Source organism: Labedella populi (genome assembly GCF_004078655.1).
GTDB classification, from domain to species: Bacteria; Actinomycetota; Actinomycetes; order Actinomycetales; family Microbacteriaceae; genus Labedella; species Labedella populi.
The window spans coordinates 903,870-915,772 of record NZ_RZNC01000001.1; the positions used below are offsets into that span (position 1 = coordinate 903,870).

Genomic DNA, 11,903 nt, shown 5'->3' on the forward strand with positions numbered 1-11,903 from the left:
ACCGCCGTCCACAAGCGGTGACCGTCGGCGCTCTCCACGGATTGGCACCTCGTGCGCTACGCCGCCGGGCGTGCGGCGTAGCGTCCGCGTATGAGAGAACGCTTCGTCGCCGTGCCCTCGTTCGGAAGCCGTGCCGAGGAGATCGTCGGCCGATCGGCCGTGGCCTCGACGGAGCGGCTCGCCCTCGCGGCAGAGTTCGGGCCGTTGGCGCGGTTCGTCGCGAGTGCGGACGTGACCGATGTGTTCGTCAACGGCGGACGTGACGTCTGGGTCGATCGCGGGAGCGGACTCGTCCGCGCCGAGGTGACGGCGCTCGACGCTCACGAGACCCGCGATCTCGCCGTTCGTCTCGTCGCGCTCGGGGGCCGGCACGTGGACGAGGCGACGCCGTGTGTCGACGTCCGGCTCGCCGGAGGTGTTCGCGTGCACGTCGTCCTGCCCCCGATCGCCGCGTCCGGGACGGTCGTCTCCATCCGCTTGCCCCCGGAGCGGCGCCTCGGACTCGAGGACCTCGCCGCTTCGGGCCTGTTCGGCGGGGAGGCGTCGCGGGTCGATCGGCTCATGCGAGCGGTCGGCGCTCGCACGAATCTTCTGGTCACCGGCGCGGGAGGCAGCGGGAAGACCACGCTGCTCGGGGCCCTGCTCGCAGCGGCGCCGCCGGACGAGAGGATCGTCACGATCGAGGACGTGGCCGAACTCCGCATCGACCATCCCCACGTCGTCGGCTTGCAGACCCGCCAGGCGAACGTCGAGGGCGCGGGAGATCTGAGCCTCGGGCGGCTCGTGCGCGAGTCGCTCCGCATGCGGCCCGATCGGCTCGTCCTCGGCGAGTGCCGGGGATCCGAGGTGCGCGAGCTGCTCGCCGCGCTCAACACGGGCCACGACGGGGGAGCAGGAACCTTGCACGCGAACTCCCTCGACGACGTCCCCGCACGGCTCGAGGCGCTCGGGGCGCTCGCCGGGATGAGCCCCACGGCGCTTGCACGACAAGCCGTGAGCGCGATCGGATTGGTGTTGCACGTCGAGCGTGCGGCGGGTGCTCGCCGACTGAGCGCCACGGGGCACCTCGTGCTCGCGGCCGACGGTCGGCTCGCCATCCGACGTGGACAATGGTGAGCCGACGGCGCCTCGGCGACGCCGTCGAGGACGCTGCCGGCGTCGCCGAGCGGCTCGCGGTACTTCTCGGCGCAGGGGTCGCGCCGGCATCCGTGTGGGGATATCTGATCGATGACTCGGCGGTCGGGAGCGCACGCGGCGACCCTCTCGGTGATCGTCTCCGGCTGATCGACGCGGCGGCGCGAACCGGCCGTGACGTCGCCCCTGCCATCGTCGGCGCTCTGTCCGATGCGCACGGCGAGGACGCCTGGCGGGCCGTTGCAGCGGCCTGGATCGTGTCGTCGGAGTCCGGAGCGCCGATGGGCCCGGCGCTCCGCGCGTTCTCGACGGCTCTGCGCGCGATCGTGCACTCACGGCGGGAGGTCGACGTCGCGCTCGCCGGCCCGCTCCTGAGCTCGCGGATCGTCCTCGCCCTGCCGCTCGTGGCGATCGGGCTCGGCGCTGCCCTCGGTTTCGACGTCCTCGGAGTGCTCTTCGGCAGTATCACGGGGTTCGTGTGCCTCGTCGTCGGTGCCACGTTGGCCGGTGTTGCGGTGTGGTGGGTCGCCCGTCTCACGGCCGCCGCGAGACGGGCCGACCCGTCTCCCGGGCTGAACGCCGACCTCGTGGCGATCGCCATGGGCGGCGGAGTCTCAGCCGAGAGGGCCGTCGCACTGGTCGAGGAGGCGCTCGCCCTCGTGGACCTCCCGGGAGGGGCATCGACGGCCGTCGACGGCATCCTCGCCGTGTCACGGAGAGCGGGAGTCCCCGCTGGCGAGCTCTTGCGGAGCGAGGCGGAGTCCGAGCGGCGCCGTGCGCGTACGGAGGGCGCGCGTCGTGCGGCTCGACTGGGATCGCTCCTCATGCTCCCGCTCGGCGTGTGTGTGCTCCCCGCGTTCATCGTGCTCGGGATCGTCCCCATGGTCCTGAGCCTCCTGTCGTCCACCGGTCTCGCCTGGTGACGGTTCTCCGCCACCCGCCCCATTCGGGACATGCACGGTTCCGTCGCCCGCTTGACTGGCCGTTCACCCGATCACCGATTCCCGAGGGAAGGTACCCGACATGACTCCCGCAACTCCCACGCCTGCAGCTGCCGACGGCACGAGCGGACGATTCCGCTCCCTGGTCCGGCGCCTGCGTGACGACGACGGCGCCGCCACGGCCGAGTACGCCATCACGACGATGGCGGCGGTCGCCTTCGCGGGTCTCCTCGTCGCGATCATGCGTTCCGACGAGGTCCGCGGCATCCTCACCGAGCTCGTCCGGCGCGCGTTGTCGTTCGACGGATGACGCCGCGCAGAGATCGCGGCAGCGTCACGGCGGAGTTCGCCGTGACGCTGCCGGCCGTGCTCCTCGTCCTCGTCGTGTGCGTCGGCGCCGCATCCGTCTCCGTCCAGCGCATCGAGGTGGAGGGCGCCGCGGCCGCGGCCGCGCGGGTGCTCGCTCGCGGAGACAGGTCGGTCGCGCCGACCACCGTCGCCCGATTGGCGCGGAACGCCCGGCTGAGTTCGAAGCGCGACGGTGACTTCGTCTGCGCCACCGTCACCGCTCAGGCTCGCTTCGCGGTCGCTCACTCCATCGGTGTGGAGGTCGTCGGGCACTCCTGTTCGCTGTCGGGGGAGGACGCTCCATGAGACGCGGAAGAGGGAAAGAGAAGGGATCCGCTTCGGTCCTCGCCGTCGGGGTCGCGAGCGTCTCGCTCGTCTGTGTCGCTGCGGCGGGGGCCGTCGGCGAGGCGAGCGTCGGCCGTGCGAGCGTCGCCACCGCAGCGGATGCCGCCGCGCTCGCGGGTGCCGACACGCTCGCGGGGTTCGTCGTCGGCGACGCGTGTGAGATCGCGGCTCGAGCGGCGCGCGTCAACGATGCACGGCTCGAGAGCTGCTCCGTGACCGGGTCTGAGGTCCGGGTGGTCGTCGGCGCGATGATCCTCGGCGTCGCTGTGACGTCACGGGCTCGCGCAGGACCGCCGCCCGGATGAGGGCGACGCTGTCGACACCCCGGCGATCAGGCGAGCGCTCAGAGCTGGGACATGCGGGGGCCGGCCCTCATCGCTCCTCGTGCGGGAGGCCTCCTCGTGCCGGAGGCTCAGTCGAAGGAGGTGGATCGGTACCGGTACGCGACGGCACTCGGCCGGTCCGAGCCCTCCGTGTCGAACTCCCGATCGGAAGTGCACGTGTATATATAGGTCTTCTTGCCGTCGGAGGGAATTCCGATGCTCGGTTTCGGTTCTCCTGAATCGAGGAAGTCGACAGCGATCGTCTTCCCCTCGAGCGGACCGTCCGTGAGCTTCGCTGTGTAGCGAGCGGCGACTGTTGTACTCATGCGACCCATTGTCCTCAGCGACCCCCGGGGCGCAAGAGGGCGTTCGATGCGACCGGAACGATTAGGCACCTCCTCTGTTCGTGTGTGTATGGTGTGCCTGAAGAAAGGACCCCTGTGGCCACCACCAAGAAGCTCGTGATCGTCGAGTCCCCGACGAAGATGAAGTCGATCGCGGGGTACCTCGGCGACGGCTACGAGGTGCTCTCGAGCGTCGGCCATATCCGGGACCTCGCCGAGCCGAAGAACCTCCCCGCCGAGCTCAAGAAGGGCTCCCTCGGCAAGTTCGCCGTCGACGTCGACAACGACTTCGAGCCGTACTACGTCGTCTCCGACGCGAAGAAGAAGACGGTGGCCGAGCTCAAGCGGGCACTGAAGGACGCCGACGAGCTCTACCTCGCGACTGATGAGGACCGCGAAGGCGAGGCCATCGCGTGGCACCTCCTCCAGGTCCTGAAGCCTAAGGTCCCCGTCCACCGCATGGTCTTCCACGAGATCACGAAGGACGCGATCCTCGCGGCGAAGGACAACACGCGCCAACTCGACGAGTCTCTCGTCGACGCGCAGGAGACCCGCCGCATCCTCGACCGGATCTACGGCTACGAGGTCTCGCCCGTGCTCTGGCGCAAGGTCGGACCGAGTCTCTCCGCCGGTCGTGTGCAGTCGGCGGCCACGCGACTCGTCGTCGACCGGGAGCGGGAACGTCTCGCCTTCGTCGCCGCGTCGTACTGGGATATCTCGACCACGGCGACGCCGGGTGAGGAGAGCGACGCCTTCGAGGCGCGCCTCGTCCGTCTGGACGGCACGCGCGTCGCGACGGGACGCGACTTCGACGACTCGGGGACGCTCACCGCGAAGGTCACGACCCTCGATGAGGCCTCGGCGACGCTCCTCGCGAACGCCCTCGCCTCGGGTGCCGATGCGAAGGTCTCCCGGCTCGAGACGAAGCCGTACTCCCGTCGCCCGGCTGCGCCGTTCACGACGTCGACCCTGCAGCAGGAGGCGGCGAGGAAGCTGCGCTTCTCGGCGAAGCAGACGATGAGCGTCGCGCAGTCGCTCTACGAGAACGGCTACATCACCTACATGCGTACGGATTCGCCCTCCCTCTCCGGGCAGGCCATCACGGCTGCGCGGGAACAGGCCGTCGAGCTGTACGGCGCGGACTCCATTCCTGACAAGCCCCGTCTCTACACGGGCAAGTCGAAGGGAGCGCAGGAGGCGCACGAGGCCATCCGCCCGTCGGGCGAGCACTTCCGGTCGCCGGCATCGCTCTCGAACTCCTTGCGCGGCAACGACTTCCGCCTCTATGACCTCATCTGGAAGCGCACGGTCGCGAGCCAGATGGCCGACGCGAAGGGCCAGACGGCCACCGTCACGATCGAGGCCACGGTGCCCGAAGCCGCTCGCGGTGTGGCTTCGGTCGCCGAGTTCACCGCCGCCGGTACCGTCATCACGTTCCGCGGTTTCCTCGCGGCATACGAGGAGGGACGCGACGAGGAACGTGTCGCCGACCCGTCGAAGCGCGAGGCGAAGCTTCCCGAGCTCACCGAGGGTCAGGCCCTCACGCTCACCCAGGTCGACGCCAAGGGCCACGAGACGTCGCCGCCGCCCCGCTACACCGAGGCGAGCCTCGTCAAGGCGCTCGAAGAGCTCGGGATCGGCCGGCCGTCGACGTACGCGGCGATCCTCTCGACGATCATGGACCGCGGCTACGTGAGTCAGCGCGGCCAAGCGCTCGTGCCCAACTGGATCGCGTTCAGCGTCGTGCGCCTGCTCGAGGACCACTTCTCGGAGCTCGTGGAGTACGACTTCACGGCGTCGATGGAGGAGGACCTCGACGAGATCGCGGCCGGTCGCCGCGACCGTCTCGACTGGCTCACGTCGTTCTACTTCGGCAAGGACGCGCACCGCGGCCTCCGTCAGGTCATCGACAACCTCGGTGAGATCGACGCGCGGGAGATCAACTCCGTGCACCTGACCGACGACATCACCCTCCGGATCGGCCGGTACGGCCCGTACCTCGAGGTCGCGGACCCCGACGGAACGCCCGACCCGGAGACGGGCGTCGTCCCGCCGCGCCGTGTCAACGTGCCCGAGGACCTCGCGCCGGACGAGCTGACCGCCGACAAGGCGCGCGAGCTCGTCGACGCCCCGATCGTGGGCGACCGCGTCGTCGGCGTCGACCCCGAGAGCGGCAAGCAGATCGTCGTGAAGACGGGACGCTTCGGCCCGTACGTCACCGAGGTCGAGCCGGAGCCCGACGCGGAGGCGACACCCCTCGCCGACGAGAAGACGGGCGAGATCATCGAGCCAGCCCCCGCCGAGGCTCCGGCGAAGGCGAAGACCACGAAGGCCAAGACCACCAAGGCGAAGGCGGCGTCGAAGGCGGCCGCCCCGAAGCCGCGGACGGCATCGCTGTTCCGGTCGATGTCGCCGGAGGAGATCGATCTCGAGACCGCTCTGAAGCTGCTCTCTCTGCCCCGCGTCGTGGGTGCCGACCCGGAGACCGGTGCGGAGATCACCGCGCAGAACGGTCGTTACGGCCCCTATCTGAAGAAGGGGACCGATTCGCGTTCGCTCGAGTCCGAGGATCTCATCTTCGACATCGAGCTTCCGGCCGCGCTCGAGATCTTCGCGCAGCCGAAGTACGGCGCGAGGCGAGCGAGTTCGGCGCTCAAGGAGTTCGAGGCCGACCCCGTGAGTGGCAAGGCCATCCGCATCCGCGACGGTCGTTTCGGACCCTACGTGACCGACGGCGAGACCAACGTCACGATCCCGAAGGCCGAGAACCCCGAAGAGATCACCTTCGAGCAGGCCGTCCAGATGCTCGCGGACAAGCGAGCGAAGGGGCCGGCCAAGAAGCCCACGCGGGCGGCTGCCAAGAAGCCGGCGCGCAAGGCGCCGGCCAAGAAGTGATCGAGGCGTCGTCGCCTTCCGGCTTGTGGATCACGCTGGAGGGAGGCGACGGCTCCGGCAAATCGACGCAGGCCGCCCTCCTCGAGCGCTGGCTCGTCGACGAGGGGCGCACGGTGTTGCGAACACGCGAGCCGGGTGGATCGGACGTCGGCGTCGCGATCCGGGAGATCGTGCTGCACCACCGCGGAGACATCGATCCGCGCGCTGAGGCGCTGCTCTACGCCGCCGACCGCGCACACCACGTGGCCACCGTCGTGAGACCGGCGCTCGAGCGCGGCGAGGTCGTCGTGCAGGATCGCTATCTCGACTCCTCGGTCGCATACCAGGGCGCCGGCCGAGTGCTCGACCCCACGGAGATCCGCGAGCTGTCACTGTGGGCGACGGGATCGGCACTGCCGGACCTCACTGTGCTGCTCGACATCGACGAGGGAGCGGCCCGCCGGCGGCTCGACACCTCCCGAACCCGCTACGACCGGCTGGAGGCCGAGAAGGCCGAGTTCCACGCCCGAGTGCGGTCGGCCTTCCTCGACCTCGCGGCTGCCGAACCGGAGCGCTTCCTCGTGGTCGACGCCGCACAGCAGATCGACGTGATCGCCGAGACCATTCGCGCTCGCGTGACGACCGCGCTCGGCTCGTGACGCCTCGCGGACCGATTGTGACTCTCACCGGTCCGCCGAGGTCAGGGGTCCCGGCTACGCTGGTCGGGTGACGGTGTGGACGGAGATCACGGGCCAGGGCGAAGCGGTCGCCGAGCTCGCGCGGGCCGCGTCGATCGACCCCCGCGACGGTGTTGTGCCCACCGCGTCGGGAGTGTCCGGACCGGAACCCGGCGGGCTCTTCGACGGCCTCGCCGAGGCACCGTCCGGCTCCGGCGATCCGGAGGCCCGCTCGAGCAACGCGAGCGCCATGACCCACGCGTGGCTCATCACCGGTCCTCCGGGCTCGGGGCGCTCCAATCTCGCCTACGCCTTCGCGGCCGCCCTCATGAGCCCGGACGGCCGTGGTGACGAGAACACCCTGCGGCAGGTGAACGCGCGAACCCATCCCGACCTCGGCGTGCTCGCGACCGAGAACGTCAGCTTCAAGATCGAGGACGTGCGCCGATTCGCGACGACGTCGTACTACTCGCCCTCCGTCGCGCGCTACCGCGTCATGGTCGTCGAGGACGCCGACCGGATGACGGAGCGCACCTCGAACGTGTTGCTCAAGGCGCTCGAGGAGCCCCCCGAGCGCACCGTCTGGATCCTGTGCGCGCCGAGCGACGCCGACATGCTCCCGACGATCCGCTCGCGTGTCCGCACGGTACGACTGCGCATCCCCGACGTCTCGGAGGTCGCCGAACTCATCGCGCGGCGTGACGGCGTCGATGCGGCGACGGCCGAGCAGGCGGCGCGACTGGCCCAGAGCCACATCGGCATGGCCCATCGGCTCGCCACCGATCCGGAAGCGCGCCGCCGCCGCGACGACACCGTGCGCACGGCCCTCGGCATCCGGTCCGTGGGAGGAGCCGTGCTCGCCGCCGCCCGCATGATCGAGGTGGCGACGGCCGACGCGAAGGCGTTCACGGAGTCGCGCGACGCCGAAGAGCGTGAGAGCGCGCTGCGCTCGCTCGGGGTGGAGCCCGGGGCGGCCGTTCCCGCACAGTTGCGTGCGCAGCTGAGGTCGCTCGAAGACGACCAGAAGCGGCGCGCCACGCGCTCGCTCCGTGATGGCATCGACCGCATCCTCGTCGACCTGCTCTCGGTCTTCCGCGACATCGTCATGGTGCAGCTGGGTCGACCCGAGGCGGTCATCAATCGCGAGTTCGGGGACGAGATCGGGCGAGCGGCCGCCGCGACGAGCCCGGCTCGCACACTCGAGACGATGGACGAGATCACCGTCGCCCGCAGACGGATCGAAGGGAACGTCGCTCCAGCACTCGCCCTCGAGGCGATGCTCGTGTCGGCGGTCCGGTGAGGGAGAACATGACACGCATACGTCGGCGCACGCTGCTCACGATCGGGGCGCTGGCCACGGCGGTCGCCCTGACACTCACCGGGTGCGTCACGGCCTTCTTCCCGGACGGCGGCGGCTCGGGCGGCGCCTCGACGCCCGCTCCGGTGACGGACGACCTCGCCGGCGACCTCGTGCCCTTCTACGAGCAGCAGCTCGCGTGGGAGTCATGCGAGGGCGAGGGCTTCGAGTGCGCGACCGTCGCGGCGCCGATGGACTGGGAGAATCCGGCCGACGGCGACATCGAGCTCTCGATCGTCCGCCAGCGCGCGACGGGCGGCGACCCCATCGGGTCACTGCTCCTCAATCCGGGCGGACCCGGCGCGTCGGGGGTCGACCTCGTCGCAGACAGCGTCGATTTCGCGGCCGGTGAGCCGTTGCAGCGCGACTTCGACATCGTCGGCTTCGACCCGCGCGGTGTCGAGCGTTCGACACCGGTGCGCTGCCTCGACGCCGAAGACATGGACGCGTACCTCTACGATCTGCCGACGGCCGAGAAGGGCAGCGACGCCTGGATCGCGGAGATCACCGACAGCAGCGCCCGTTTCGGCGCGGCATGCGCGGCGAAGACGGGCGAGTCGCTCGAATTCGTGACGACCGTCAACGCCGCTCGCGACCTCGATCTCCTGCGTGCCGTGCTCGGTGACGACGAGCTCTACTACCTCGGCTACTCGTACGGCACCTTCCTCGGGGCCACCTACGCGGAACTCTACCCCGAGCGCGCCGGCAGACTCGTCCTCGACGGTGCGATCGACCCGTCCGCCTCGATCACCGATGTCAACGTCGCGCAGTCGAAGGGATTCGAGAGCGCTCTCGCCGCCTACCTCGAGGACTGCCTCGACGGAACGGACTGCCCCTTCAGCGGCACGGTCGACGAGGCGAAGCAGGACATCACCGCATTGCTGTCGTCCGTCGAGCAGTCGCCCCTTCCGGCGAGCGACGGTCGGCAACTCGGCACGTCGACCCTCGTCACGGCGATCATCTACCCGCTCTACTCCGCCGCCAGCTGGCCGTACCTCTCGCAGATGTTCGAGCAAGTCATGTCCGGCGACCCGACCTACGCCTTCTACTTCGCCGATCAGTACAACGGGCGTGACGAGGACGGCGAGTACCTCAACAACCAGACCGAGGCGTTCTCGGCCTACAACTGCCGCGACTACACGTTCGACCCCGACGTCGAGACGATGCGGGCGAATGCCGAGGAACTCGCTGCTGTGGCGCCGGTGATCGGACCGTACATGGGCTACGGCGACATCGGGTGCTCCGCCTGGCCGTATCCCGAACAGGCCGACCGTGACGAGATCCACGCGGAAGGGGCCGCTCCGATCATGGTCGTCGGGACGACGAACGATCCCGCAACGCCCTACCAGTGGGCCGAAGCGCTCGCGGAGCAGCTCGAGAGCGGCTTCCTCGTGACCTACGAGGGTGAAGGACACACCGCCTACAACAAGGGCTCGGACTGCGTGAACGCGGCCGTCGAGGCCTTCCTCGTCGACGGCACGGTGCCGCAGGAGGGGCTCACGTGCGACTGAGCTCCGGCCGCCACTCGCCCGGGACGCAGCTCCGTTTTCACGTTCGCCGTTCGACCCGCTAAGATCATTCACTGTGCGTTACAGCAGTCCGGTGACGGGTCGGCTCGGCGCACGTGCCGCCTTAGCTCAGTTGGTAGAGCGATTCACTCGTAATGAATAGGTCGTCAGTTCGATTCTGACAGGTGGCTCCGTGTTGATGAGGGTCAACCGCCCGCGCCGGGTCGGCTCCGCCTGATCCCTCGGCTTCGGTTGGGGGATTCGTTCGTCGTGCGGTCCCTCGTGCGGTGTACCGTCGAGGCATGTCGCCCGACCGGCTCCGGATGCTGCGTGATCTGCGACGCGCTCGCGACCTGATCGACCGCGAGTACGCGCAGCCCCTCGACGTCCCCACGATGGCGCGGCACGCGCTCATGTCGCCGGCGCACTTCTCCCGTCAGTTCCGTGCGGCCTACGGTGAGAGCCCCTACGAGTACCTCATGATGAGGCGCATCGAGCGCGCGATGCTGCTCCTGCGAAACGGCGTCTCGGTCACCGACGCCTGCACGGCCGTCGGCTGTACCTCGCTCGGCTCGTTCAGCTCCCGATTCGCCGAAGTGACGGGCGATTCGCCGAGCGCCTACGGGCGGCGACGGCACGACGCCGTCGAGGCGATGCCGTCCCGATACGCGCACGCCGTCACCCGCCCGCGCCGGTCGCCGCGCGGCGCCGTAGACGGTGCCGACCACGACGAGGCGCGCACCCCGATGAGCAGGATCCGAGAAGCGGACGAGCGCGTCCCCGCTCTACGGTAAACCCATGATCTCTCTCCAGTACTGCGCCATCACCGTCGAGGAGATCGACTCCTCGATCGCCTTCTACCGCGACGCCCTCGGCTACGAGGTGCGGAACGACGTGTCCTCCGGCGAGTTCCGCTGGGTGACCCTCGGATCCGGCTCCGAGCCGACCGCCGCCGAACTCGTCCTCTCTCAGCCGCACGCGGGCCAGTCTCCCGAGGACGGCGACACGCTGCAGGAACTGCTCGTGAAGGGAGTGCTCGGCTTCTTCGTGTTCCGCACCGACGACGTCGACGCCGCCTTCGAGCGCGCGCGGGCCGCGCGCGCCGACGTCCTGCAGGAGCCGATCGACCAGCCGTGGGGACCGCGTGACTGGGCCGTTCGCGACCCGTCCGGGAACATCATCCGCGTGGCGCAGGCCTGACCTGCGCCTCGCGCGCCGACGTCAGGCGATGAGGGTCGTGAACGTCTGGGCGTTCCGCACGGCGTGCCCCTCGCCGTCGTTGTTGAAGTAGACGAAGACGTCCTTCCCTGCGTCCCTCCACTCGCCGACACGATCGGCCCACCAGCGGAGATCCGCATCGGAGTACGCCCCCGCGTAGAGGTGCTCGTGATCGGGACCGTGCATCCGCACGTAGACGATGTCGGAGGTGGCCCGGAGTACACATGGCAGGTTCGCGCCGCTCATCACGCAGAGGGCGGCGCCGTGCTCCTCGAGCAGGCGGTAGACCGCCTCGTCGTCCCAACTCGGGTGCCGCCACTCGACCGCGACGCGGATCCACGCGGGCATCGCGGCGAGGAAATACGCCAGGCGGGCGTCGTCGCGTTCGAGATCGGGCGGCAATTGCACGAGGAGGACCGCGCGGCGGTCGCCGAGTGCGTGCCACGACGCCGCGATCCGCTCGATCCACTCCTCGGGGTGCAGGAGTCGCCGTCCGTGCGTGAGCCACCGAGGCGCCTTCGCCGAGAGCAGGAAGCCGGGCGGGAGCCGGTCACGCCACGACGCGAAGCTCGCCGGCGGCGGCCACCGGTAGAAGCTCGCGTTGAGCTCGACCGTGGGGAACCGTGCCGTGTACGCGTCAAGCCGCCGCGCGGCGGGCAGTCCGGGTGGGTAGAGCACGCCGTTCCAGTGGTCGTAGCTCCAGCCGGAGGTGCCGATGTGAATGCCCACGGAGCCAGGCTAAGCAGATCGGCGTCACGGTGGACACCCCTAGGGGGACGTCAGTCGGGTCGGGTCGACGTGCACGCCGATGGAGAAGGCACCGCCACTGTTCGG

General features: G+C 69.7%; 13 protein-coding genes and 1 tRNA gene. 12 read left to right on the plus strand and 2 right to left on the minus strand.

All coding sequences use genetic code 11. The annotated features are described in order from the left end of the window. Positions 1–90: 90 nt before the first annotated feature. The 5 genes from ELQ92_RS04345 (at position 91) to ELQ92_RS04365 (ending at position 3,073) form a co-directional block, all read left to right on the plus strand. A complete protein-coding gene (locus tag ELQ92_RS04345; RefSeq protein ID WP_128497719.1) occupies positions 91–1,116 on the plus strand; it encodes a TadA family conjugal transfer-associated ATPase in 1,026 nt (341 codons plus the stop codon). Then, positions 1,113–2,057, plus strand: coding sequence for a type II secretion system F family protein (locus tag ELQ92_RS04350; RefSeq protein ID WP_166426702.1), 945 nt, complete (start codon positions 1,113–1,115; stop codon positions 2,055–2,057). Before ELQ92_RS04345 ends, ELQ92_RS04350 begins: the two co-directional genes overlap by 4 nt. Before the next feature lie 100 nt (positions 2,058–2,157). Beyond that, entirely contained in the window at positions 2,158–2,385 is a 228-nt protein-coding gene (locus ELQ92_RS04355) for a DUF4244 domain-containing protein (protein ID WP_243694858.1), read from the plus strand. Further along, positions 2,382–2,729 (plus strand): TadE family type IV pilus minor pilin, encoded by a 348-nt coding sequence (locus ELQ92_RS04360; RefSeq protein ID WP_128497721.1) that lies wholly within the window; start codon positions 2,382–2,384, stop codon positions 2,727–2,729. The genes ELQ92_RS04355 and ELQ92_RS04360 overlap by 4 nt, the downstream gene beginning before the upstream one ends. Then, entirely contained in the window at positions 2,726–3,073 is a 348-nt protein-coding gene (locus tag ELQ92_RS04365) for an Rv3654c family TadE-like protein (RefSeq protein ID WP_128497722.1), read from the plus strand. Before ELQ92_RS04360 ends, ELQ92_RS04365 begins: the two co-directional genes overlap by 4 nt. Positions 3,074–3,180: 107 nt before the next feature. On the opposite strand, the gene ELQ92_RS04370 is transcribed toward ELQ92_RS04365, so the two are convergent. Beyond that, positions 3,181–3,417: a hypothetical protein gene (locus ELQ92_RS04370; protein WP_128497723.1), complete on the minus strand. Its 237-nt coding sequence runs from the start codon at positions 3,415–3,417 to the stop codon at positions 3,181–3,183. Between the two features lie 114 nt (positions 3,418–3,531). Here ELQ92_RS04370 and topA point away from each other — a divergent pair, with 114 nt between their 5' ends. The 7 genes from topA (at position 3,532) to ELQ92_RS04405 (ending at position 11,051) form a co-directional block, all read left to right on the plus strand. After that, positions 3,532–6,330: a type I DNA topoisomerase gene (topA, locus tag ELQ92_RS04375; protein ID WP_128497724.1), complete on the plus strand. Its 2,799-nt coding sequence runs from the start codon at positions 3,532–3,534 to the stop codon at positions 6,328–6,330. 23 nt (positions 6,331–6,353) lie between these two features. Further along, positions 6,354–6,968, plus strand: a complete 615-nt coding sequence (tmk, locus tag ELQ92_RS04380; protein ID WP_243694859.1) for a dTMP kinase — start codon at positions 6,354–6,356, stop codon at positions 6,966–6,968. 67 nt (positions 6,969–7,035) lie between these two features. Continuing rightward, positions 7,036–8,286: a DNA polymerase III subunit delta' gene (locus tag ELQ92_RS04385; protein WP_128497725.1), complete on the plus strand. Its 1,251-nt coding sequence runs from the start codon at positions 7,036–7,038 to the stop codon at positions 8,284–8,286. Between the two features lie 8 nt (positions 8,287–8,294). After that, positions 8,295–9,854, plus strand: coding sequence for an alpha/beta hydrolase (locus ELQ92_RS04390; protein ID WP_128497726.1), 1,560 nt, complete (start codon positions 8,295–8,297; stop codon positions 9,852–9,854). 115 nt (positions 9,855–9,969) lie between these two features. Then, a tRNA-Thr gene (locus ELQ92_RS04395) sits at positions 9,970–10,042 on the plus strand. Between the two features lie 111 nt (positions 10,043–10,153). After that, positions 10,154–10,645, plus strand: a complete 492-nt coding sequence (locus ELQ92_RS04400) for a helix-turn-helix transcriptional regulator (RefSeq protein WP_128497727.1) — start codon at positions 10,154–10,156, stop codon at positions 10,643–10,645. Positions 10,646–10,649: 4 nt separating this feature from the next. Further along, the gene (locus tag ELQ92_RS04405) at positions 10,650–11,051 is read left to right on the plus strand and encodes a VOC family protein (protein WP_128497728.1); all 402 of its coding nucleotides are present in this window, start codon (positions 10,650–10,652) and stop codon (positions 11,049–11,051) included. Positions 11,052–11,072: 21 nt separating this feature from the next. Here the strand turns inward: ELQ92_RS04405 and ELQ92_RS04410 are convergent, their stop codons facing one another. Continuing rightward, positions 11,073–11,798, minus strand: coding sequence for a DUF72 domain-containing protein (locus ELQ92_RS04410; RefSeq protein ID WP_128497729.1), 726 nt, complete (start codon positions 11,796–11,798; stop codon positions 11,073–11,075). Between the last annotated feature and the right edge of the window lie 105 nt (positions 11,799–11,903).